The sequence below is a fragment of the Pseudomonas sp. MD330_10 genome, assembly GCF_042610415.1.
GTDB lineage: Bacteria > Pseudomonadota > Gammaproteobacteria > Pseudomonadales > Pseudomonadaceae > Aquipseudomonas > Aquipseudomonas rhodesiae.
Genome location: NZ_JBHGZU010000017.1, coordinates 69,339 through 91,549, shown reverse-complemented (window position 1 = coordinate 91,549; position 22,211 = coordinate 69,339). Strand labels below are relative to the sequence as shown.

At 59.3% G+C, this 22,211-nt stretch carries 19 protein-coding genes and 4 tRNA genes; 11 read left to right on the top strand and 12 right to left on the bottom strand.

Annotation, left to right across the window (positions count from 1 at the left end; all coding sequences use genetic code 11):
* Positions 1-202 precede the first annotated feature (202 nt).
* Together ACFZPT_RS21775 and ACFZPT_RS21770 are read left to right on the top strand one after the other, a co-directional pair.
* Positions 203-2,284, top strand: coding sequence for a carboxy terminal-processing peptidase (locus ACFZPT_RS21775; protein WP_169868305.1), 2,082 nt, complete (start codon positions 203-205; stop codon positions 2,282-2,284).
* Positions 2,285-2,402: 118 nt separating this feature from the next.
* On the top strand, positions 2,403-4,172 hold the full coding sequence (locus tag ACFZPT_RS21770; protein ID WP_099313163.1) for a bifunctional diguanylate cyclase/phosphodiesterase: 1,770 nt from the start codon (positions 2,403-2,405) through the stop codon (positions 4,170-4,172).
* On the opposite strand, the gene ACFZPT_RS21765 is transcribed toward ACFZPT_RS21770, so the two are convergent.
* From ACFZPT_RS21765 to ACFZPT_RS21750, 4 genes are all read right to left on the bottom strand, one after another.
* On the bottom strand, positions 4,169-4,540 hold the full coding sequence (locus tag ACFZPT_RS21765) for a hypothetical protein (RefSeq protein WP_034096729.1): 372 nt from the start codon (positions 4,538-4,540) through the stop codon (positions 4,169-4,171). The two genes, ACFZPT_RS21770 and ACFZPT_RS21765, sit on opposite strands and share 4 nt — an antisense overlap.
* Positions 4,537-4,875, bottom strand: a complete 339-nt coding sequence (locus ACFZPT_RS21760) for a helix-turn-helix transcriptional regulator (protein ID WP_034096728.1) — start codon at positions 4,873-4,875, stop codon at positions 4,537-4,539. Before ACFZPT_RS21760 ends, ACFZPT_RS21765 begins: the two co-directional genes overlap by 4 nt.
* A gap of 96 nt (positions 4,876-4,971) precedes the next feature.
* Complete coding sequence (locus ACFZPT_RS21755; RefSeq protein ID WP_047882852.1) at positions 4,972-5,427, bottom strand: YkvA family protein; 456 nt, start codon at positions 5,425-5,427, stop codon at positions 4,972-4,974.
* A 298-nt stretch (positions 5,428-5,725) separates the two neighbouring features.
* Complete coding sequence (locus ACFZPT_RS21750) at positions 5,726-6,457, bottom strand: FKBP-type peptidyl-prolyl cis-trans isomerase (RefSeq protein ID WP_034096726.1); 732 nt, start codon at positions 6,455-6,457, stop codon at positions 5,726-5,728.
* A gap of 247 nt (positions 6,458-6,704) precedes the next feature.
* Between ACFZPT_RS21750 and ACFZPT_RS21745 the strand changes: the two genes are divergently transcribed.
* The 3 genes from ACFZPT_RS21745 (at position 6,705) to ACFZPT_RS21735 (ending at position 9,934) form a co-directional block, all read left to right on the top strand.
* Positions 6,705-8,513 (top strand): cytochrome c, encoded by a 1,809-nt coding sequence (locus tag ACFZPT_RS21745; RefSeq protein WP_099313162.1) that lies wholly within the window; start codon positions 6,705-6,707, stop codon positions 8,511-8,513.
* Positions 8,510-9,676: a catalase family protein gene (locus tag ACFZPT_RS21740; RefSeq protein ID WP_034096724.1), complete on the top strand. Its 1,167-nt coding sequence runs from the start codon at positions 8,510-8,512 to the stop codon at positions 9,674-9,676. The genes ACFZPT_RS21745 and ACFZPT_RS21740 overlap by 4 nt, the downstream gene beginning before the upstream one ends.
* Before the next feature lie 108 nt (positions 9,677-9,784).
* Entirely contained in the window at positions 9,785-9,934 is a 150-nt protein-coding gene (locus ACFZPT_RS21735; protein ID WP_169868311.1) for a hypothetical protein, read from the top strand.
* Positions 9,935-9,983: 49 nt separating this feature from the next.
* Here ACFZPT_RS21735 and ACFZPT_RS21730 read toward each other — a convergent pair.
* Together ACFZPT_RS21730 and ACFZPT_RS21725 are read right to left on the bottom strand one after the other, a co-directional pair.
* Positions 9,984-10,060 (bottom strand) — tRNA-Asp (locus ACFZPT_RS21730).
* Positions 10,061-10,079: 19 nt separating this feature from the next.
* A tRNA-Val gene (locus tag ACFZPT_RS21725) sits at positions 10,080-10,155 on the bottom strand.
* Between the two features lie 202 nt (positions 10,156-10,357).
* Between ACFZPT_RS21725 and ACFZPT_RS21720 the strand changes: the two genes are divergently transcribed.
* The 3 genes from ACFZPT_RS21720 (at position 10,358) to ACFZPT_RS21710 (ending at position 14,377) form a co-directional block, all read left to right on the top strand.
* Positions 10,358-10,876, top strand: coding sequence for a sigma-70 family RNA polymerase sigma factor (locus ACFZPT_RS21720; protein ID WP_034096723.1), 519 nt, complete (start codon positions 10,358-10,360; stop codon positions 10,874-10,876).
* 6 nt (positions 10,877-10,882) lie between these two features.
* Positions 10,883-11,866 carry a FecR domain-containing protein gene (locus tag ACFZPT_RS21715; protein WP_034096722.1) on the top strand — a complete coding sequence of 328 codons (984 nt, stop codon included), beginning with the start codon at positions 10,883-10,885 and terminating at the stop codon, positions 11,864-11,866.
* A gap of 78 nt (positions 11,867-11,944) precedes the next feature.
* Positions 11,945-14,377, top strand: coding sequence for a TonB-dependent siderophore receptor (locus ACFZPT_RS21710; protein WP_034096721.1), 2,433 nt, complete (start codon positions 11,945-11,947; stop codon positions 14,375-14,377).
* Between the two features lie 139 nt (positions 14,378-14,516).
* On the opposite strand, the gene ACFZPT_RS21705 is transcribed toward ACFZPT_RS21710, so the two are convergent.
* Both ACFZPT_RS21705 and ACFZPT_RS21700 read right to left on the bottom strand, forming a co-directional pair.
* A tRNA-Asp gene (locus tag ACFZPT_RS21705) sits at positions 14,517-14,593 on the bottom strand.
* Positions 14,594-14,612: 19 nt separating this feature from the next.
* A tRNA-Val gene (locus ACFZPT_RS21700) sits at positions 14,613-14,688 on the bottom strand.
* Positions 14,689-14,847: 159 nt separating this feature from the next.
* On the opposite strand from ACFZPT_RS21700, the gene rdgC reads away from it, so the two are divergent.
* The 3 genes from rdgC to sugE all read left to right on the top strand — a co-directional run bounded on the left by rdgC (position 14,848) and on the right by sugE (position 17,314).
* The gene (rdgC, locus tag ACFZPT_RS21695) at positions 14,848-15,768 is read left to right on the top strand and encodes a recombination-associated protein RdgC (RefSeq protein ID WP_047882847.1); all 921 of its coding nucleotides are present in this window, start codon (positions 14,848-14,850) and stop codon (positions 15,766-15,768) included.
* 160 nt (positions 15,769-15,928) lie between these two features.
* The gene (locus ACFZPT_RS21690; RefSeq protein WP_034112747.1) at positions 15,929-16,894 is read left to right on the top strand and encodes a bile acid:sodium symporter family protein; all 966 of its coding nucleotides are present in this window, start codon (positions 15,929-15,931) and stop codon (positions 16,892-16,894) included.
* A 105-nt stretch (positions 16,895-16,999) separates the two neighbouring features.
* Entirely contained in the window at positions 17,000-17,314 is a 315-nt protein-coding gene (gene sugE, locus ACFZPT_RS21685; protein WP_034096718.1) for a quaternary ammonium compound efflux SMR transporter SugE, read from the top strand.
* Positions 17,315-17,374: 60 nt separating this feature from the next.
* Here the strand turns inward: sugE and ACFZPT_RS21680 are convergent, their stop codons facing one another.
* From ACFZPT_RS21680 to ACFZPT_RS21665, 4 genes are all read right to left on the bottom strand, one after another.
* Positions 17,375-19,249, bottom strand: coding sequence for an MFS transporter (locus ACFZPT_RS21680; RefSeq protein WP_034096717.1), 1,875 nt, complete (start codon positions 19,247-19,249; stop codon positions 17,375-17,377).
* Positions 19,250-19,317: 68 nt separating this feature from the next.
* Complete coding sequence (locus ACFZPT_RS21675) at positions 19,318-20,466, bottom strand: TDT family transporter (protein ID WP_034096716.1); 1,149 nt, start codon at positions 20,464-20,466, stop codon at positions 19,318-19,320.
* Positions 20,467-20,572: 106 nt separating this feature from the next.
* A complete protein-coding gene (locus tag ACFZPT_RS21670; RefSeq protein WP_034096715.1) occupies positions 20,573-20,884 on the bottom strand; it encodes a cupin domain-containing protein in 312 nt (103 codons plus the stop codon).
* A 42-nt stretch (positions 20,885-20,926) separates the two neighbouring features.
* Positions 20,927-22,120, bottom strand: coding sequence for an MFS transporter (locus tag ACFZPT_RS21665; protein WP_099313138.1), 1,194 nt, complete (start codon positions 22,118-22,120; stop codon positions 20,927-20,929).
* Positions 22,121-22,211: the final 91 nt, after the last annotated feature.

Sequence of the window (22,211 nt, the reverse complement as noted above, 5' to 3'; positions counted from 1 at the left end):
TCCTATGTAGGACTCGGGGCGCCAAGCGCATCACATGACCTTCAACGCCTTGCAATGCTTTCACAGTGCCTCCATAGTGAGTCTGGACTGAGCCCGTAGCAGTAGCGCCGGGCTTTTTGCATTATGCGACCGGCCCACACGGAACCGGCGACTTCAAAGACGGCCTAATATGCGTTATCAATTGCCCCCGCGTCGAACCAGCATGAAGCATCTGTTCCCCAGCACCGCCCTCGCTCTTTTCATTGGTCTCGGCTTTGCGTCGATGTCGACCCATACGTTCGCAGCCAACAGCTGGGACAACCTTCAGCCGGATCGCGATGAGGTGATCGCCAGCCTAAACGTCGTCGAGTTGCTCAAGCGCCATCACTACAGCAAGCCGCCGCTGGACGACGCGCGCTCGGTGATCATCTACGACAGCTACCTCAAGCTGCTGGATCCGTCGCGCAGCTACTTCCTGGCCAGCGACATCGCTGAGTTCGACAAGTGGAAGACCCAGTTCGACGACTTCCTCAAGAGCGGCGACCTGCAACCCGGTTTCACCATCTACAAGCGCTACCTGGACCGCGTCAAAGCGCGTCTGGACTTCGCGCTGGCTGAACTGGACAAAGGCGTCGACAAACTTGACTTCACCCAGAAAGAAACTCTTCTGGTGGACCGCAAGGACGCCCCTTGGCTGACCAGCACCGCTGCCCTCGACGATCTGTGGCGCAAACGCGTCAAAGACGAAGTGCTGCGCCTGAAGATTGCCGGCAAAGAGCCCAAGGCCATCCAAGAGCTGTTGACCAAGCGTTACAAGAATCAGCTGGCGCGTCTGGATCAGACCCGCGCCGAAGATATCTTCCAGGCGTACATCAACACCTTCGCGATGTCCTACGACCCGCACACAAATTATCTGTCGCCAGATAACGCGGAAAATTTCGATATCAATATGAGTCTGTCGTTGGAAGGCATCGGTGCCGTCCTGCAAAGCGACAACGACCAAGTCAAGATCGTGCGTCTGGTGCCAGCAGGTCCGGCCGACAAGACCAAGCAGGTCGCACCGGCCGACAAGATCATCGGCGTGGCCCAGGCAGACAAAGAGATGGTCGATGTCGTCGGCTGGCGCCTGGACGAAGTGGTCAAGCTGATCCGTGGTCCAAAAGGCAGCGTGGTACGCCTGGAAGTGATTCCGCACACCAATGCCCCCAACGACCAGACCAGCAAGATTGTGTCGATCACCCGTGAAGCGGTGAAGCTCGAAGACCAGGCCGTGCAGAAGAAAGTCCTTAACCTCAAACAGGATGGCAAGGATTACAAACTGGGCGTCATTGAGATCCCGGCCTTCTACCTGGACTTCAAAGCCTTCCGTGCTGGCGACCCGAACTACAAGAGCACCACCCGCGACGTTAAGAAAATCCTGACAGAACTGCAGAAGGAAAAAGTCGACGGCGTGGTCATCGACCTGCGCAACAACGGCGGCGGCTCGCTGCAAGAAGCCACCGAGCTGACCAGCCTGTTTATCGACAAAGGCCCGACCGTGTTGGTACGCAACGCCGACGGCCGTGTCGACGTGCTGGAAGACGAAAACCCGGGCGCGTTCTACAAAGGGCCGATGGCGCTGTTGGTCAACCGCCTCTCGGCGTCGGCTTCGGAGATTTTCGCCGGTGCCATGCAGGACTATCACCGCGCGCTGATCATCGGCGGCCAGACCTTCGGCAAAGGCACCGTGCAGACTATCCAGCCGCTCAACCATGGCGAGCTGAAGCTGACACTTGCCAAGTTCTACCGGGTGTCCGGACAGAGCACCCAGCACCAGGGCGTGCTGCCGGATATCGATTTTCCGTCGGTCATCGACACCAAGGAAATCGGCGAAAGCGCTTTGCCGGAAGCCATGCCGTGGGACACCATCCGTCCCGCTATCAAGCCGGCATCCGACCCGTTCAAGCCATTCCTCGCACAGCTCAAAGCTGACCACGACACCCGCTCCGCCAAGGACGCCGAATTCGTGTTCATCCGCGACAAGCTGGCCCTGGCCAAGAAGTTGATGGAAGAAAAAACCGTCAGCCTCAATGAAGCGGACCGCCGTGCGCAGCATAGCGATATCGAAAACAAGCAACTGGCCCTGGAAAACATCCGCCGCAAGGCGAAGGGTGAAGACCCGCTCAAGGAGCTTAAGAAAGAAGACGAAGACGCGTTGCCAACCGAGGCGGATAAAACCAAGCCGGAAGACGACGCCTACTTGGCCGAGACGGGCCGAATTCTGCTGGACTACCTGAAGGTCAGCAAGCAGGTAGCCAAGCAGTAAATGATGGCGATTTAATGTGAACGCTCTCCGGAGTGTCATCAAATAGACATCATTCTGTCGTGAAATAAAGGACCCCAGGCATTATGCCTGGGGTCCTTTTTTTTCGATCGAGATCGCCATGACCATGACCGAACAGCTGAACGCATTGGGCTCAATCCTGGCTCAAGGCAGTTTGCACAGCCTGTTCCAGCCGATCCTGTGCTTATCCGAACGACGTATTCTGGGCTACGAAGCGCTCAGCCGCGGCCCCTCCAACAGCCCCCTGCACTCCCCCGTCGCGCTGTTCGCCGTGGCCAGCCAGGCCGGACGCCTGAGCGATTTGGAAATGGCATGTCGCGAGAGTGCCTGTCGACGCTTCAGCGAACAGCAACTGCCGGGCAAGCTGTTTCTCAACAGCTCGCCGGAATCCTTGATGGAAACGGCACACCAGCCGGGCCGCACTCTGCAACTGCTGCACGACTTCGGCATCCCGCCCAGCCAAGTGGTGATCGAACTCACCGAACAAACCCCCACTGACGATTTCGATCTACTGCAGACCGCCCTGCACCACTATCGCAACATGGGATTTTCCATCGCCTTGGACGATCTGGGCGCCGGGTATTCGAGCTTGCGCCTGTGGTCAGAGCTACGTCCCGACTACGTCAAAATCGACCGGCACTTTATCGACGGCATCCACCAAGATGCGCTCAAGCGCGAGTTTGTCGGCTCGATCCTGCAAATCGCCAAGGCATCGCGCGCGCAAGTGATCGCCGAAGGTATCGAGTTGCCGGAAGAGCTGGCGGTATTGATGGAAATGGGCGTCGACCTGGTCCAGGGCTATTTGCTCTGTCGGCCACAGGAACAGCCACCGCAGGAAGCGCGGTTGATGCTGCCCAAACCCGACAGCGCCAACATGTCCCTCAACGAAGAAGGCAGCGACCTCAGCGCCCTGCTGAACGAACAACCGGCGGTGGATCAAGACACCGCCACCGCCCAAGTCTTGGAGGCCTTTCGCCGCCAGGCCAATCTCAACTCCCTGGCAGTGCTCGATGGCCGCGGTCACCCTGTGGGCATCGTGCACCGGCATTCGCTGTCCGACGCACTGCTCAAGCCGTTCGCCACCGATCTTTTCGCGCGCAAGCCCATCAGCCGCCTGATGAGCAGTGACTTCCTGGCAGTGGAGCTAAGCCAGTCGCTGCAACAGGTCAGCCGCCTGCTGACCAGCCGCGCGCGGCAACGGATTGAAGAAGATTTCATCATCACACTCAATGGTGACTACCTAGGCCTGGGTCGGGTGATCGACGTGCTGAAGCTGATCACCGAGCTGAAAATCCAACAGGCGCGCTACGCCAATCCACTGACGTTGCTGCCGGGCAACGTGCCGATTCAGCAGTGCCTCACGCGCCTGTTACAGCAGCAACGGGAATCCGTGATCTGCTACGTGGACATCGACAGCTTCAAGCCCTTCAACGATATCTATGGCTACGGACGGGGGGATGAGGTGTTGCTGTGCCTGGCGCAGTGCCTGAACGACCGGGTCGACCCCAGCCGCGACTTCGTCGGGCATATCGGTGGCGATGATTTTTTGCTGGTACTGGGGCCGCAGGATTGGCGCAGACGGCTCAACCAGTTGCTGGATGATTTTCACACCCAATGCCGGCGCTTCTACCGCGCCGAACACCTGGATGCCGGCTGCTTCGTCGCATTGAACCGCCAGGGTGTGCGCCAGGAGTTTGCCCTGCTTTCGCTGTCGATCGGCGTTGTCCATCTACATCCACAGGCCTGTGAACAGCTCGACGCCAGCCAGTTGGCAGAGCTGGCGTCGCAGGCCAAGCATCATGCCAAGGACATGGAGGGCTATAGCGTCCATGTGATCAACAGCATGGACATGCTCTCGCCAACGCTTTAAGCCTCGGCGGACTCCGGATACTCGTATTCGAATACCCGTACCACTTCCGAAGCATGCCAGGAGGCAGCGGCCACACCGTCAGACGGTCCGCTGAAACGCCCAAGACGCTCCACGCATTCAAAAAAACCAGTACGCGGCAGGCGGCTGGCGCCCTGGCTGATCACCAAGGAGCTACGCAGCGGCTGATCGGCCTTGGCATCCAAGGCCGCCAGGTGCTCCAAGGCGGCGGCCAAGGTCTGCATGGCCGGCGAGGGAAACTGCAAACGCTCCAGCAGCGCCCGATACGTCAGTAGATGGCGCTGGCGGCGCGCCTGATCCAGTTCATTGAGCAACCCATCCCAGTGTTGACGACTGATACGTAGGCTCAAGATTCATCCCTCCAACCTGCAACGCCCAATTCCCAGGCCAGGCTGCGGCGGATCGCAGCATCCGGCTGACGCTCACCACTTTCGATCAATCCAAGATAAGAAGGGCTGATACCCACCGTGCGGGCCAGCGCTTCAATGGCAAGGCCCTTGGTCTCACGCAGGCCGCGCAGGTCGGCGAGAGGGCGCAGGTCCTGATCGGACGCGGCCTGGGCGGAGGAGTAAGAAGGAGATGGAGGCTGTTGCTGACCGGCCGCTTTAAGCAGCGCCTGGTACTGCTCCCATGGCAACACCGCGTATTCGGGTGCGCCGTTGCGTGAAATTATCTGAATATCCATGACTGCCCCGTAGGATAACAACACTTACAACGTAAGCACTTTCCTTAGGAGTGTAATCCTAACAGCCGTATAGGTCGCAGGGGGATAGCGATGCAATCAGTTTTTTTGCGGGTTTTCCTGGGCCAACAGCGCAGGCGTGGCAGGCAGGCGCTCGACCACGGCGAGCTTCTCCGGGCGCTGTGCCTCACGCCAAGCACGGAAGGCGTTAAGTTCGCCGTCCAGCGTCTTCATGATCCATGCTAGTACGGCGATATCATCGAACATACCAAACATCGGGATAAAGTCCGGGATCGCGTCGATAGGGCTCAGAAAGTACATCAGCCCCGCCACGATCGAGATCAGTGCCTTGGGGCTGATGGCGCGATATTCGCCGCGCCAGTAAGCCAGGCAAAGGGCTTGAAGCAGCTTGAGGTCGTCCTTGAGCTTGCCGAGGCGGCTGCCCTGGCTGGAACCTTTGGCGGCGACGGCGAACAACAAGGTCGGCAAACGTCCACGCCCCAACAAACGTGCCGCCATGGGCAGAAAGCGGGTGAAATTGAAGGGTGGTTTCATCGGTCACTCCAGTTCCAGTCGACACACAAGGTTATCCACACAAATTGTGGATAACCTTGTGAACAGAGCCTGTTTTGCGGCCTGAAAGCCACGGGTTACAAGGCTTACAGTCAGATCGGGCGTTTTTTGCGCACCTCAAAAAAACCCAAGATTTCATTGACTTGGCGTTGCTGTGCGGTTACCCGTGCTCGAGTGTTATATCAGACTGTTACAGGTTGCGGACGTTCGTTTGGATGTACGCGAACCGCAGAAACAACAACGCCCCGTCGAGACGGGGCGTTGTGTGTTCAGGCGCCTATTACTTCTTGGCGGCCGGTGCGGCAGGAGCTTCAGCCTTGGCTGGGTCCTTGATGCCCAGCAGCTCCAGGTCAAATACCAGCACGGAATTGGCTGGAATCGCCGGGCTCGGGCTCTGAGCACCGTAGGCCAGGTCGGACGGGATATACAGTTCGACCTTTTCGCCAACGTGCATCAATTGCAGACCTTCGACCCAACCTGGAATCACGCCGCTGACCGGCAGGTCAATCGGGCTGCCGCGATCCACGGAACTGTCAAAGGTAGTGCCGTTAGTCAGCTTACCGGTGTAGTGAACAGTGACCACGTCAGTAGGCTTAGGCTGCGGGCCATCGGCTTTCTTGGTGATCTTGTACTGCAGACCGGAAGCAGTGGTGACGACGCCGTCTTTCTTGGCATTGTCTTCGAGGAATTTCTTGCCGGCGGCTGCCGACTCTTCGCTCATTTTGGCCATGCGTTCTTCAGCACGTTTTTGCAGTGCGGCGAACGCTTCAACCAGTTCGTCGTCTTTGAGCTTCTGCTCTTTCTTGCCGACGGCATCTTCGATGCCTTGGGCCACTGCTTTGGAATCCAGGTCATCCATGCCTTCCTGGGCAAGGCTTTTGCCCATGTTCAGGCCGATGCCATAGGAAGCTTTTTGCGCCGGGGTTTTCAGCTCTACGCTGGTCTGCGAATCACAACCCGCAAGTACCAGGCTAACCAGGGCCACCGCCGCCGCCAACCGATGCTGTTTCATGCTATTTCCTTGTTCATGCGCCAATAGGGCATTTGAATAAAGTCGCGAGCTTATCAGGCGGCCACGACCAATGGCTACCGGCATGTGAGCAGGAAACTTCCGATAAGTTCACGTGTTTAAAAGCATTTTCATTCATTATGAGGGCCCGCGACGGACCGCGGGACCGCCTTCATCCAGGCTCATGGCCACTTGCCGCACCTCTGGCCTAGTGGCATAACAACGCAACCCCTCGACAAGGATAGTTATCTTGCGCATTTTTTCCCGTATTTTGCTGCTGATCGGGCTCGTGCTGGGCCTGATTCTGACGGTGGTGATCTATTACATCGTCAACCCCAAGCTGCCGGACTCTGTGCCGGTGAAGCAGGTGCATTACCAGGACCAATGGAGCGCCGCCGACCGCCTGACCTACTACTTCACGCCTCAGGGCACCCAGGTAAAAGGCCTGCATTACGATTGGTTCACCGCCCTGGAATTGCCGTTCTCCGAGCGACTCTTTGCCACACCAGAATACCTGGCGCGCTTCGGCTTTCTGGTCGACCCCAAGCAGGTGCCCAGCGCGCAAAACCCCGGCAATCTGCCTGTAGGGTTCGCCCGCCACAAAAACGCCGACAGCAACGTTGAATACCTGGATATCACCTGCGCCGCGTGCCATACCGGCGAGTTGCATTTCCAAGGCCAGGCGCTGCGTATCGACGGCGGCTCGGCCCAGCACGTTTTGCCATCAAGCGTACCCACCCTGCGCGGCGGCAGCTTCGGGCAGGCCCTCGTCGCCAGCCTGGCGGCGACCTACTACAACCCCTGGAAATTCGAGCGCTTCGCCCGTCAGGTGCTGGGGGATCGATATGAAACCGACCGCAGCCAACTGCGTCAGGACTTCAAACAGTCGCTGAATCAATTTCTCAAAGTGGCCTGGAACGATACCCACCGCAGCCTCTATCCCACCGAAGAGGGCCCCGGTCGCACCGACGCCTTTGGGCGCATCGCCAACGCCAGCTTCGGCGATGGGATTTCGCCGGACAACTACCGCGTCGCCAATGCCCCCGTGGACTACCCGCAGCTGTGGGACATCTGGACCTTCGACTGGGTGCAATGGAACGGCTCGGCGCAACAACCCATGGCACGCAACATCGGCGAAGCCCTGGGCGTCGGCGCGACCCTGACCTTCTTCGACAGCGCCGGCCAACCCCTGCAAGGCGAGGCGCGCTACCCTTCCAGCGTACGGGTGCGCGACCTCAACCTGATTGAAGAAACCCTGCAACGCCTCAAACCGCCCACCTGGCCGGAAGACCTGTTCGGCGCCATCGACAAGCCTCTGGCCGCCCAAGGTCGCGCGCTGTTCGCCGAAAACTGCGCAGGCTGCCACGTACCGAATGTGACCGAGGAAAATGGTCGGCCAGTGCAGCACTTGAAAATGCTGCCGGCTGAATACATCGGCACCGACCCCGGTACCGCCAGTAATATCGCCGATCAACGTTACGACCTCAGCGCCCTGCAATGGGACCCGGCCGAACTGGCCCGACTGAATGTCGAACTGCACCCCACCCCGACCGAACCGTTGGACCTGAAGAAAATGTCGGTGGCCAAGGGCCTGGCCTACGTCACAGCCTTCGTCGAAGACCACGCCTACCGCGCCGCCGGCGTGACTCCGGCCGAGCGCCCACGCCTGGATGGCTATGGCCTGCCGATCGGCGTGCGCGAGTTGCGTGCCTACAAGGCGCGCCCACTGGCCGGCGTGTGGGCCACGCCACCGTTCCTGCACAATGGCTCGGTGCCGACTATTTACCAACTGCTCTCGCCCCAGGATGAGCGCAGCACCACCTTTTATAAGGGCACCTTCGAGTACGATCCGCGCCATTTGGGCTTTGAGACCGCGGCGTTCAAGAATGCCTTCCTGTTCGACACCCGGGTGACGGGTAACCATAACAGCGGCCACGAATTCCGTGCCGGCCAGCGAGGCAACGGCGTGATTGGCCGTGGCCTGCTGCCGCAGGAACGCTGGGCGCTGTTGGAATACCTCAAAGTACTGGGCGGCCCTTTGGAGCAACAACTGCCATGATGATTCGATCTCAATATGACCGCCCTTCCCTGCTTGCACGCCTCTGGTTGTGGGTTGGCCGCTTTCTTGGCAAGACGTTGCTCTGGCTGGTAACGCTGGGCCTGATTGGCTGGCTGGCGACCACGGCCTGGTATGCATGGCAACATAGCGGCCCGGTGTCGGCAGATGAGCAAGTGCCGCCGGGTGAAGCAGCGATGACCCAAGGCATCATCCAGACGGCGGTACGCATCGTCGATCAGCATCGCGAAGGCACGCGCTACCTGCGCGACGCCCACGCCAAAGCACATGGCTGCGTGAAGGCCGAAGTCAGTGTATTGAGCGATCTGGACCCTGCGCTGCGCCAGGGCGTGTTCGCCGAACCCGGTAAGACCTGGCAGGCCAGCATGCGGCTGTCAAACGGCAATGCCTACCCACAGTTCGACAGCATCCGCGACGCGCGGGGCATGGCGCTCAAGTTACTCGACGTACCGGGCAAACAACTGCTGGCGGACCAGCAAAGCCGTACCGAACAAGACTTTGTGATGTTCAGCCATCCCAACTTTTTCGTCAGCGACGTCGCGGAGTACGCCCAGAACATCGGCGCCCAGGCGGACGGCAAGAAAGTGCTGGCGTTCTTTCCCAAGATCGACCCACGCACATGGCAAGTGCGCCATCTGTTTATCGCCCTGGCAACTCTGGCGCCGGCACCGGCCAGCCCGACGCAGACCACCTACTTTTCGGTATCGCCCTACAAGTTCGGCGCGGCCAATGCCAAATTCCGCGTAGCGCCCGCCCCACAGAACTGCCCGGAGTACGTGCTGCCCAAACAGAACCAGGACCTGCCGAACTTCTTGCGCAGTGCCTTGAGCCAGCAGCTGTCGACAGATCGTGTACCGGCGTGCTTCGTATTGCAGATCCAGCGGCAGAATCCGCAGAAGTTCATGCCCATCGAAGACACCAGCATCGAGTGGAAAGAGAGCGACGCGCCCTATGAAACCGTAGCCACCGTCCGGATTCCGGCTCAGGACTTCGACACCCCGGCGCAAAACCTGGCGTGCGACAACCAATCGTTCAACCCCTGGTTTGGCGTCGCGGAGCACCGCCCCATCGGCGGTATCAACCGCCTGCGCAAGGCGGTGTATGAAGCAGTCAGCGACTACCGCCATAGCCGCAACGCGCCGTAAAGAGTACGTAACAAAGGGCCCGACGCTGTAAGGATTGCGTCGGGTCTATTGAGGTGTTTTCGCCATGCACTTAGCGTGATTTCCTACCCCATCATTTAGGAATTCACTGTGGAAAGCTCAACCCTCGGCATGATCGTACTGACCCTTATCGCGGTGTTCGGCACGGCCTCGTTTTGCTTCGAGCACCTGGCTATCCGTCAGCCGCGCAAGGAAAAGCCGACTAACCAAATCCCAGGCACAAAAAAGCCCGCTCAATGAGCGGGCTTCTTGTGGTGACCTGGCGTTCAGTGGTCCAGGTTACCGAATATGGCGCAGCGGACGGGACTCGAACCCGCGACCCCCGGCGTGACAGGCCGGTATTCTAACCGACTGAACTACCGCTGCGCGTAACACTTGAAGCGAATGGTGGGTGATGACGGGATCGAACCGCCGACCCTCTGCTTGTAAGGCAGATGCTCTCCCAGCTGAGCTAATCACCCTTCACTTTCGGTGTGGGCGGCATCATACAGCAAAATTTCGCAATGTCTTGATTTAAATGCACTTTATTTAAAAATTTTTCTGATGACCGGAAAAGGCCCGTAAAAACAGGCTCCACTCCCCTTCAAACGCGAGTCTATTGCGTTTACCTGTTGCTTGGCCGCACAATTAAAAACCATTCTCAATAACGCCTGAGTCACACCTATGTCTGTGGGTGAACCGCCATTCCAACGGGAAATTTCCCAGCTCTACAGCGAGCATCATGGCTGGCTGCTCACTTGGCTGCGACGCAAACTGCGCTGCCGGCATCATGCGGCCGACCTGGCCCAGGATACGTTTGCACGCATCCTGAACGCGCGCGAGTCCGTGGCCGGCATTCGCGAACCCCGGGCTTATCTGAGCACCACAGCCCGGCGCCTGATCATTGACCAGACGCGGCGCCGACAGATTGAACAAGCCTACCTGCAGGAATTGGCCCTCACGGTGGACGCATTGGAGGGGTTTCAGTCCCCGGAGCAGATCCACACCACCCTTGAAGCCCTTGAACAGATCGCGTTTATCCTGGAAGGCATGCACGAATACGCGCGCCAGGCATTCGTGCTGTATTACTTGGAAGAAATGACCCAGCAGCAAATCGCCCGCCAGCTCAAATTGTCGGAACGCACTGTACGCAAATATCTGATCCAGGCGCTCATGCACTGCGGCCATAGCATGGACACTTGATAAAGCATGTCGGATAGCCACCCAGAGATCGAAGAGCAAGCCGCCGAATGGCTCCTGCACCTGCATGAAGGCGAACTGAACGAGCCCCAGCGCCAGGCGTTCGAACGCTGGAAACAGCAAGGCCCGCATCACGCTGCGGCCGCCGCTCGAATGGAAGCAGTCATTGTCCGCATGCAGGCCCTGCGCGGCAAAAAAAACCTAGCAAAGGCGGCGCTGAACGCGGCTTTCGCGCAGCCTAGAAACCGCCGTAGCAAGAACGCCGTGCGCGCATTGGTATTGGCGTGCAGCCTGGCGATTCCAACCGCCGCATTGCTTGTCAGCCTTTACCCCCAGCAATGGATGGCCGATGTGCGCAACGGTCCGGGCCAATGGCAAACCCTGCAATTGGCAGATGGCTCGACGCTGGCCTTCAACGGCGTCAGCGCGGTGAACCTGCATTTCGATGGCAAGCAGCGCCGTATCGATTTGCTGCAAGGCGAAATACTGGTGGAAGTGGCCCACGACAGCACGCGGCCGTTTGTCGTGCAGACACCCCAAGGCACATTGCGCGCGCGGGGCACACGGTTCGTGGTCAAGCGAGACGGTGATGTCACCGTACTGAGCATGCTCGAATCCCGCGTAGCCGCACACAGTGCCGATGGCGAGCAGACGCTGGAGGTCGACGCAGGCTCGCGGGCCCTGATGCGCTCGAATGATGTCCGCCTAAGCGGCACGGTCGACCCGGCCAGCATCAACGAGGCGTGGCGCCGTCATCAATTGGTGGTCGAGAATCGGCCATTGCCCGAGGTGCTGGACGAAATCGCCCGGCATCGCGCCGGCCGTGTCCAATTCGATCGCCATGCGCTCCAAGGCATACGAGTGTCGGCCGTCATACCGCTGGATGACAGCGACCATGCCTTGCAACTGTTGGCGCAAACACTGCCGATACGGGCCCAGGCTTTCACCCCTTGGCTGATCGTCGTCACACCCGAAATGCCGCCCAATGAATAATTATTCGCATTTGCTTCCGGTTTTTATGAAGCTGCCCGTCAAGGAAGGTAATTCAGCACATAAAGGACTACCTTCACCATGCCTACCCCCTCCCCCGCGGGCAGACGTTTTCGACTCCTGAAAAGCGCGCCACTGTCGCTGGCGCTGATCACCACCATCACATTAAATATGAGTCTGGCCCATGCAGACGTCGCCAGCATCACCACTCGGACGTACGACATTCCAGCCGGGCCGCTAGGCAGCTCGCTCAATCGGTTTGCCCAGCAGGCGGGCGTCGCCATCGTGTTCCAGTCCCACGAACTGGAAGGCCTTCAAGGGCAAGGTCTGAAAGGCTCCTACGGCATCCAGGACGGTTTCGATAGTTTGCTGCAAGGCAGCGGCTACCGTGCGGTAAAAGGCGATCAGGTCTATGCGCTGGAACCCGCGCCCGTCAGCGGCGGCGACACCATGGAGCTGAGCCCGACCCAAGTCAGCGGTAACCAGCTCGGTAACGTCACCGAGGGCACCGGATCCTACACGCCCGGCACAATCGCGACCTCGACAAGGCTGGTGCTGACGCCCAAGGAAACGCCGCAATCGGTCTCGGTAGTCACCCGCCAGCACATGGATGATTTCGGCCTGAACAACGTCGACGATGTGATGCGCCATACACCCGGCATCACTGTGTCAGCCTTCGACACCGAGCGTACCAACTACTATGCCCGGGGTTTTTCCATCAACAACTTCCAGTACGACGGCATTCCGTCCACGGCGCGCAATGTCGCTTACTCAGCGGGCAACACCCTGAGCGACATGGCGATCTACGACCGCGTCGAAGTGCTCAAGGGTGCCACCGGCCTGCTAACTGGCGCAGGCTCGCTGGGGGCGACAATCAACCTGGTGCGTAAGAAACCTACCGCAGACTTTCAAGGACACGCCACCCTCGGCGCCGGTTCCTGGGACAACTACCGCAGCGAGCTGGATGTCAGCGGTCCGCTGACCGAAAGTGGCAACGTGCGCGGCAGAGCCGTGGCGGCGTACCAGGACAAGCATTCGTTCATGGATCACTACTCGCGCCAGAGTCCCACGTACTACGGCATCATGGAGTTCGATCTGTCACCCGACACCCTGCTGACCGTAGGCGGCGACTATCAGGACACGCTGCCAAAGGGTTCTTCATGGTCGGGCAGTTTTCCGCTGATCAACGCCAAAGGCGATCGCAATAGCGTCAAGCGCTCGTTCAACAACGCCGCCGATTGGAGCAGTTGGGAGCAATACACACGCACCGTATTTGCCGTGCTTGAGCACGATCTGGGCGATGGATGGGTGACCAAGCTGCAATTGGATCACAAGATCAACGGCTACCACGCGTTGATGGGTTCGATCCAAGGCGACCAGCCTCAACCGGATGGCACCGCACAACTCACGTCGGGCAAGTACACCGGGGAAACTGTCAGCGATTCCGCCGACCTATACGTGAGCGGCCCGTTCAGCCTGGGAGGTCGAGAACATGAACTGGTGCTGGGCGGCTCCATCAGCGCCTCCGAATGGAAAGGTAAAGGCTACTGGAATCTCTCGCCGAATATCGTCGATTTCAATAACTGGCACGGCCACGCCGCCATACCGGATTGGGGTCAGGCACAATCGCTGACCGATGACACCGTGCGCCAGACAGGCGCTTATGTCACCACGCGCCTGAACCTTGCCGACGACCTCAAGCTGCTGCTGGGCGGACGCGTGGTCAACTACCAGGTCACAGGCTACAACCCCAATTACCGTGAGTCTGGACGTTTCGTGCCTTACGTCGGTGCCGTGTACGACCTTAACGACACTTACTCGGTGTACGCCAGCTACACCGATATCTTCATGCCGCAGGAGAATTACAACCGCGACCGCGACAACAAGCTGCTTGAGCCCGACGAAGGCCAGAACTGGGAGCTGGGTCTGAAAGCCGACTTCCTCGACGGTCGCGTGAACGCCAGTGCAGCCTACTTTGAAATCCATGAATCCAATCGCGCGCTTTCGGATGACGAGTACAACAACCAAACGCCAATCCCGAACAACTACGCTTACAAAAGCAGCAAGGCCGTTACCAAAGGTTATGAGTTGGAGATGTCCGGCGAGATTGCTCCTGGCTGGCAACTTCAGGCCGGCTACACCCACAAGATAGTGCGCGACGACAAGGACGAAAAAATCTCCACCTTCGAGCCTGAAGATCAGGTCAAGCTGTACACCACCTACCAACTCAAGGGCCAATTGGACAAGTTGACCGTCGGCGGTGGCGTACGCTGGCAGAGCGTTGGCTGGCAGGACATCTACAACAACCCGCATAAGCAATACGAAGAGTTCTCCCAGGACGCTTATTGGCTGGTGGATGTGATGACCAAGTACCAGGTCACTAAGAATCTGTCGGCCACACTGAACGTCAACAACCTGTTCGACAAGCACTACTACACCAATATCGGCTTCTATAACTCCGCCGCTTACGGCGAGCCGCGCAACTTTATGGTGACCACGCGCTGGGATTTCTAGAGCCCCAATAAAAAACGCCGCTGATCAAACCTGATCGGCGGCGTTTTTCAGTTTATGCAAAGTCCAGACAGCAAAAAGCCCGCTCAATGAGCGGGCTTTCTGTGGTGACCTGGCGTTCAGTGTTCCAGGTTACCGAATATGGCGCAGCGGACGGGACTCGAACCCGCGACCCCCGGCGTGACAGGCCGGTATTCTAACCGACTGAACTACCGCTGCGCGTAACACTTGAAGCGAATGGTGGGTGATGACGGGATCGAACCGCCGACCCTCTGCTTGTAAGGCAGATGCTCTCCCAGCTGAGCTAATCACCCTTCGTTTCGGTGTGGCGCGCATTCTACGGAGCGCCCCCAAGTCTGGCAAGCACTTTCTTAAATCTTTTTTTTGATAGCTTCCAATGGCTTAGGCAGGGTTGGCCTGCGGCGATATGAAGAGAATAATGCCCCCCTTTGTATAAAGGAGAGACTCACCCCATGTGGTTCAAGAACCTGCTTATCTATCGCCTGACCCAAGATCTGCCTGTTGATGCCGAGGCGTTGGAAGCGGCCATGGCCACCAAGCTGGCGCGCCCATGTGCAAGCCAGGAGTTGACCACTTACGGTTTTGTCGCCCCGTTCGGCAAAGGTGAAGATGCGCCCCTGGTGCACGTCAGCGGTGACTTCCTGCTGATCGCCGCGCGCAAGGAAGAACGCATTCTGCCGGGCAGCGTGGTGCGTGACGCACTCAAGGAGAAAGTCGAAGAGATCGAGGCCGAGCAGATGCGCAAGGTCTATAAGAAAGAACGCGACCAGATCAAGGATGAGATCATCCAGGCCTTCCTGCCCCGCGCATTTATTCGTCGCTCGTCGACCTTTGCCGCCATCGCGCCGAAACAGGGTCTGATCCTGGTGAACTCGGCCAGCCCCAAGCGCGCCGAAGATCTGCTCTCCACCCTGCGTGAAGTGATCGGCACCCTGCCGGTACGTCCGCTGACGGTGAAAACCGCACCGACCGCCATCATGACCGACTGGGTCACCACCCAGAAACCGGCCGATGACTTCTTCGTCCTCGACGAGTGCGAGCTGCGCGACACTCACGAAGATGGCGGCATCGTACGTTGCAAGCGTCAGGACCTGACCAGCGAAGAAATCCAGCTGCACCTGACCACCGGCAAAGTCGTGACTCAGTTGGCCCTGGCCTGGCAAGACAAACTGTCCTTCATGCTCGACGACAAAATGACCGTCAAGCGCCTGAAGTTCGAAGACCTGCTGCAGGACCAGGCGGAACAGGACGGCGGCGACGAAGCCCTGGGCCAGTTGGATGCCAGCTTTACCCTGATGATGCTGACCTTCGGCGACTTCCTGCCGGCGCTGATCGAAGCGCTGGGCGGAGAAGAGACCCCGCAGGGCATCTAAGCCGTGTGAGGATCGGGAGGCGTTAGAGGCGCGTGTTCGGGATTGCGCTGTGTCGGTCAACTTATTCATTGGCTGACACAGTGCGATCACGGGCAAGCCCCCTGCCACATTTTGACCGTATCAACCCCTCAAAAAAAGACCAACGAAAAAGGACATTCCCATGCGCGCCCTCGCCAGCCTGAGCCGCTTCGTCGGCAATACCTTCGCCTATTGGGTGTTGATTTTCGCCGTTGTGGCGTTCTTCGAACCGTCCTGGTTCATTGGCCTGAAAAGTGCCATCGTGCCGTTACTGGGGCTGGTGATGTTCGGTATGGGGCTGACCCTGAAGTTGGATGACTTCGCTGAAGTCGCCCGGCACCCATGGCGCGTGGCGCTGGGCGTGGTGGCGCACTTTGTGATCATGCCCGGCGTGGCCTGGTTGTTGTGCCAGGTGTTTCATCTGCCGCCGGAGATTGCCGTCGGTGTGATCCTGGTGGGCTGCTGCCCAAGCGGTACCTCGTCCAACGTCATGACCTGGCTGGCCCGTGGCGATCTGGCATTGTCGGTGGCCATCGCCGCCGTCACCACCCTCCTCGCCCCGCTGCTGACGCCGGCGCTGATCTGGTTACTGGCGTCAGCCTGGTTGCCGGTGTCGTTCATGGAGCTGTTCTGGTCGATCCTGCAAGTGGTGCTGCTGCCGATCGTGCTCGGCGTGGTGGCGCAACGCGTGCTTGGTGAGCGCGTGCGCCATGCGGTGGAGGTATTGCCGCTGGTGTCGGTGATCAGCATCGTGACGATCGTCGCGGCGGTGGTTGCGGCGAGCCAGGCCAAGATTGCCGAGTCGGGCCTGTTGATCATGGCGGTGGTGATGCTGCATAACAGCTTCGGCTACTTGCTGGGTTACTTCACCGGTCGCCTGTTCAAACTGCCCTTGGCACAACGCAAATCCCTGGCGCTGGAGGTGGGCATGCAAAACTCCGGGCTGGGCGCCGCGCTGGCCAGCGCGCACTTCTCGCCATTGGCGGCGGTGCCGAGCGCGCTGTTCAGCGTCTGGCACAATATTTCCGGGGCATTGCTGTCGACTTACTTCCGCCGGATGAGCGAAGCGCAAGACCGTCTCCCACTGGAGAGCACCCCGCCAACTTGATCGCGTGATCGATGTTCGGCACTCTAACGCCCTTCGCGGGGACGACCCCGCGACGCTTCCAAGCGCCAATTCCGGGGACGACCCCATCCACAGAAGGGGTTACCCATGTCTTGGATCATTCTGTTTTTTGCCGGGTTGTTCGAAGTGGGCTGGGCCGTCGGCTTGAAGTACACCGATGGTTTCAGTAAGCCACTGCCCACCGTGCTGACCCTTGCCGCCATGGCTGTGAGCCTTGGCCTGCTGGGGCTGGCCGTGAAAGAGCTGCCGCTGGGTACTGCCTATGCCGTATGGACGGGCGTGGGTGCCGTCGGGACGGTCATCGCCGGGATTATCCTGTTTGGCGAATCCATGGCGTTGTTCCGGCTGGCCAGCGTGGCATTGATCATCTTCGGGTTGATTGGTCTCAAGCTCAGCACCTAGGTCGCCAGCGCTTACCGTGGGCAAACCCGAACGCGGTAAGCGCTGATTAGCCGTACAAATCTAACGGACCGTGCCGCGCAGTCCCGCTACCACTTCCTGCAACTGCGCAGGTGTAGCCGCCTCCACCGCAACCGGCTCGCCGGCCACCAGCACCACCCGCGACCAGATGCGATGGAAGAAGCCTTTATTCGGATCGCGACTGAAGAAACTGCCCCATAACCCCTGCAACGCCATGGGAATCACCGGCACCGCCGTCTCTTCCAGAATGCGCGTCACACCACCGCGAAACTCATTCATCTCACCATCGGCGGTCAGCTTGCCCTCCGGAAAGATACACACCAACTCCCCTTCTTTCAGGTACTCGGCAATCCGCTTGAAGGCTTGCTCATAGATCTGGATATCTTCGTTGCGCCCGGCAATCGGAATCGCCCCGGCGGTGCGGAAGATAAAGTTGAGCACCGGCAAACGGTAGATCTTGTAGTACATGACAAAACGAATCGGCCGACGCACCGCGCCACCGATCAGCAGCGCATCGACAAACGACACATGATTGCACACCAGTAACGCCGCGCCTTCGTCCGGGATGGCCTGCAGGTTGCGGTGCTCCACGCGGTACATGGAATGGCTGAGCAGCCAGATCATGAAGCGCATGGTGAACTCGGGGACGATTCGGAAGATGTAGGTATTGACCGCGATATTGAGCAGCGACACCACCAGGAACAGCTGCGGAATCGACAGCTTGGCCACGCTCAACAGCAGAATCGACACCAGCGCCGACACCACCATGAACAGCGCATTGAGGATGTTGTTGGCGGCGATCACCCGTGCGCGCTCATGTTCAACCGTGCGCGACTGGATCAACGCATACAGCGGCACGATATAGAAACCGCCGAACACACCCAGGCCGAGAATATCCGCCAGTACCCACCAGGCCTGCCCGTAGCTGAGCACCGCCAGCCAATCGTTGGCCTGGACGTTCTGCGGGAAGCCGCCGGAATGCCACCACAGCAACAGGCCGAACACCGTCAGGCCGAATGATCCGAACGGCACCAGACCAATTTCCACCTTACGGCCGGAGAGCTTTTCGCACAGCATCGAACCCAGGGCGATGCCCACCGAAAACACGGTAAGAATCAGCGTCACCACGGTTTCGTCGCCGTACAGCCACTCCTTGGCATAGGCCGGGATTTGCGTCAGGTAGATCGCGCCGACAAACCAGAACCACGAGTTGCCGACAATCGAGCGCGACACCGCCGGCGTTTGCCCCAGGCCCATGCGCAAGGTGGCCCACGATTGGCTGAAGATATTCCAGTTCAGGCGCAATTGCGGCGTGGAGGCCGCCGCGCGCGGGATGCTGCGGCTGGCCAGGTAACCCAGCACCGCCACGCCGACAATCGCCACCGACACCACCTTGGCGTAATGGGTGGACGACATCATGATCCCAGCGCCGATAGTGCCCGCCAGGATCGCCAGGAAGGTGCCCATTTCCACCAGGCCGTTACCGCCGACCAACTCGTCGTCGCGCAATGCCTGGGGCATGATCGAATACTTCACCGGGCCGAACAGCGCCGAGTGCGTGCCCATGGCGAACAACGCAAGCAGCATCAATTCCAGGTGGTTGAACAGAAAACCGGTGGCGCCCACGGCCATGATCACGATCTCGGCGATCTTGATCACCCGAATCAGCGCGTCCTTATTGAATTTTTCGCCGAACTGCCCGGCCAGCGCCGAGAACAGGAAGAACGGCAGAATAAACAGCAGCGCGCACAGGTTGACCCAAATGGCGCGATCGCCGTCGATTGCGAGTTTGTAGAGGATCGCCAGGATCAGCGATTGCTTGAAGATGTTGTCGTTGAACGCACCCAACAACTGGGTGATGAAAAACGGCAAAAATCGCCGTGTGCGCAGCAAGGTGAATTGGGAAGGATGGCTCATCGTCGTCCGTGTTCCTGCGTGGCCTGAAGGCTTATCGATTATCAGGCCACGACTTTACCTAATCCTGGTTACTTATTCCCTAATCCTGCAATACACGGTGAAACAAAAAGCTCACCTTTATAGGCCCCCACCACGGTGCGCTTGGTCACGATCAACCACATCCATGCCAACGCCGCCACCAGCACGCTGCCCACTACATTGAAGAACGCCAAGTGCAACACGTTCGCCAGTTTCAGAGTGGTCAATGCGTACACCCCCAGAGGGAAGGTAAAGCCCCACCAGCCCAGGTTGAAGGGGATTTCGGCGCGCAGGTAACGCAGCGTGATCAACACGGCGATCAGCATCCACCACAAACCGAAGCCCCACAGCGTAATACCGGCCACCATGCCGAGGCCGTTGGCGATGTCACCGATGCCTGGCAAGCCGTTGGCGGCGAAGATCGCCGGTGCATCGCCCCCCAGCAGCAACATGCCGAGGGCGCCGGTGCCGATGGGACCTAAGGCCAGCCAGCTGGATGCGGCCATGTTGGCGTGGGGCAGTTTGTGCAAGGCCATGCGCAGCATCAGAATGGTCAGGATGCTGAATGCCACCGGCAGGGAAAACGCCCACAGCACGTAGCTGGTCACCAACATCACCAGTTGCGAATGGGCATCGGCCAGGTGCGGCGCCAACAGCCCACCACTGGCAGCAGCGACCTCGGCGGCGACCACGGGCAACAACCACACGGCGGTCATCTGGTCGATGCTGTGCTCCTGGCGCGTGAACATCATGAACGGGATCAGCACGCCGCAGGCCAAGGCCATAGCCACATCCAGCCACCACAGCACCTCGGCCAACGGCACCACGGCACTGCCCCAGCGCGGCAGACCGAACAGCAGCAAGCCGTTGAGAATCGTGGCCAGGCCCATGGGGATGGTGCCGAAGAACATCGAAACCGTGGAGTGCCCGAAGATCCGTCGCGCTTCATGGAAGAACATCACCCAACGCGCGGCATACAGCCCACTGAACAGCATGAACAAGACGATGGTGAACAGCCACAGCGCTTCGGCCAAAACATGCAGGCCCGGCAGCGCCACCGGCAATTGGGCCAAGGCCAGCGCGAGCACGCCGGTGCCCATGGTCGCGGCGAACCAATTGGGTGTGAACTGGCGAATCACTTCCCGAGGCCGGGTCAGGTGACTGAAAGGTTTATATCTAAGCGTTGTGGAGCAGGTCATCGTGTCAGTCCTCTTCCTCTTATGAGGTTGATTTCATGATAGAACCTGATCACATATCTATATAACGGGTAATTTCTCTAACTGTTATCTATTCAACCGATAAGTATCAGACACTGCCTTCACTTTCGATCACCAGGACGCGTGCCGGACCTTGGGGATGGGCGACATGCTCGGTACCGACGCTGGCATAAAAGATGTCCCCCACCGCCAACTCAGCTACCTGTTCAAAGCCGTTATCGCGGTAGTGCATCAGCACCCGTCCGTCGAGCACGACAAATACTTCTTCGCCGTCGTTGATGTGCCAGCGGTATGGTTGATCGGTCCAGTGCAAACGGGTGGTAATGCCGTTCATAGTGGCGATATCCAGCGCCTCCCAGGCACGGCTGCCGGTGAAGTCTTTGCTGCGGATAATCTTCATCGTCGAACCCTTCGGCTGTTGAAGTCGCGGATTATGACCGGATCACCGACTGGATGTCGCGCGGCTCCTGGTGCAGTCCTGGAGCAGCAACGCCATCAAGGCACTGAGGGCCAACACGATCAACGAGGCGCCATAGCCGTCGGTGGTGGCGATCAGGCCGAACGCGCGCGTCAGGGTGCCCGCCAACAACGAGGGTATGCAGAACGCCAAGTAGCTCAGGACGTAAAACGCCGACATCAAGCCTGCGCGCTCGTGGGGCTGAGCCAATGGCACGACGCTGCGCACAGCGCCCAGAAACCCGGCGCCGAACCCGCTGCCGGCGATCAGGGTGGCGACGAAGAACAGCGGCAGGCTGGCTGTGTGTACGGCGCCGAGGATCAGCGCCACGCCCAGCGCCAACAGCATGGCGCCCAGACGCAGGACTTTGTCAGCCGCACGGTGGCGCAGGCCGTAAATCATCAGCGCTCCGCTGACGGTCAGCACCGCCACCAATCCACCGCCGATCAGGTTCGATGTCGACCCGGTCGCCGCCCGCACCAGAGAAGGCGCCAGGGATAAATAGAAACCGCCCATGGCCCACACCGCGATATCCACCGGCAATGCAATCCACAATGCGCGGCGCGCCTGGGCAGGCACATGCAACGTAGGCCACAACGACGCCAACGCCCCGGCGATGGGACTGACGGTTTCCGGCAGGCGCAACACAAGCAAGGCTTGTAGCAGCATCGCGCCGAACAGCACCCAGTAAATCAACTGGGTCGGAAATGGCGCGAACTCCACCAGCAGGCTGCAGCCCATCGCTCCGCAGGCCATGCCCAGCAACGGCGCAAGGCTGTTGATCAGTGGGCCCTGTTCGTGATCGGTATCCAGCAGCGCTGCGCCCAGCACTGCGGTGGCCATACCGGTGGCGAAGCCCTGTAATGTGCGCGCGACGATCAGCCAGGCCACACTGCTTTCATTGATAAAAAGCAGCATCGCCAGCATCTCAAGGATCAGTGCGGCGAAGATCACCGCCTTGCGCCCCAGGTAATCCGACAGCGAGCCCACGGTCAGCAGCGCCGCTAACAAGCTCAGGGCGTACACACCAAAGATCAGCGTGAGCATGCCTGCGGAAAAGTCCAAGTGCTGCTGATACAGGTGATACAACGGCGTCGGCGCGCTGGAGGCGGCGAGAAACGTCAGCAAGGTGATCGCCAGGAACACCAGGCTGGGGCGATGGGAAGTGAGACTGGACATGGGCACGCTCCGCTAAAGCTAATATTTTGCTTTTGCGCAGTGTGCGACTCGCCGACGCTTAAAGCAAATTCTTTGTGTTAAGGTCGCGTCC

Excerpts from the sequence above, each read along its gene's own strand:
- ACFZPT_RS21710 (WP_034096721.1), top strand. The coding sequence starts at position 11,945 with ATGCCTACCCCCTCCCCCGCGGGCAGACGTTTTCGACTCCTGAAAAGC.
- sugE (WP_034096718.1), top strand. The coding sequence starts at position 17,000 with ATGTCTTGGATCATTCTGTTTTTTGCCGGGTTGTTCGAAGTGGGCTGG.
- ACFZPT_RS21750 (WP_034096726.1), bottom strand. The coding sequence starts at position 6,457 with ATGAAACAGCATCGGTTGGCGGCGGCGGTGGCCCTGGTTAGCCTGGTA.
- ACFZPT_RS21675 (WP_034096716.1), bottom strand. The coding sequence starts at position 20,466 with ATGACCTGCTCCACAACGCTTAGATATAAACCTTTCAGTCACCTGACC.
- ACFZPT_RS21680 (WP_034096717.1), bottom strand. The coding sequence starts at position 19,249 with ATGAGCCATCCTTCCCAATTCACCTTGCTGCGCACACGGCGATTTTTG.
- ACFZPT_RS21690 (WP_034112747.1), top strand. The coding sequence starts at position 15,929 with ATGCGCGCCCTCGCCAGCCTGAGCCGCTTCGTCGGCAATACCTTCGCC.
- ACFZPT_RS21720 (WP_034096723.1), top strand. The coding sequence starts at position 10,358 with ATGTCTGTGGGTGAACCGCCATTCCAACGGGAAATTTCCCAGCTCTAC.
- ACFZPT_RS21715 (WP_034096722.1), top strand. The coding sequence starts at position 10,883 with ATGTCGGATAGCCACCCAGAGATCGAAGAGCAAGCCGCCGAATGGCTC.
- rdgC (WP_047882847.1), top strand. The coding sequence starts at position 14,848 with ATGTGGTTCAAGAACCTGCTTATCTATCGCCTGACCCAAGATCTGCCT.
- ACFZPT_RS21775 (WP_169868305.1), top strand. The coding sequence starts at position 203 with ATGAAGCATCTGTTCCCCAGCACCGCCCTCGCTCTTTTCATTGGTCTC.
- ACFZPT_RS21770 (WP_099313163.1), top strand. The coding sequence starts at position 2,403 with ATGACCATGACCGAACAGCTGAACGCATTGGGCTCAATCCTGGCTCAA.
- ACFZPT_RS21755 (WP_047882852.1), bottom strand. The coding sequence starts at position 5,427 with ATGAAACCACCCTTCAATTTCACCCGCTTTCTGCCCATGGCGGCACGT.
- ACFZPT_RS21760 (WP_034096728.1), bottom strand. The coding sequence starts at position 4,875 with ATGGATATTCAGATAATTTCACGCAACGGCGCACCCGAATACGCGGTG.
- ACFZPT_RS21665 (WP_099313138.1), bottom strand. The coding sequence starts at position 22,120 with ATGTCCAGTCTCACTTCCCATCGCCCCAGCCTGGTGTTCCTGGCGATC.
- ACFZPT_RS21670 (WP_034096715.1), bottom strand. The coding sequence starts at position 20,884 with ATGAAGATTATCCGCAGCAAAGACTTCACCGGCAGCCGTGCCTGGGAG.
- ACFZPT_RS21740 (WP_034096724.1), top strand. The coding sequence starts at position 8,510 with ATGATGATTCGATCTCAATATGACCGCCCTTCCCTGCTTGCACGCCTC.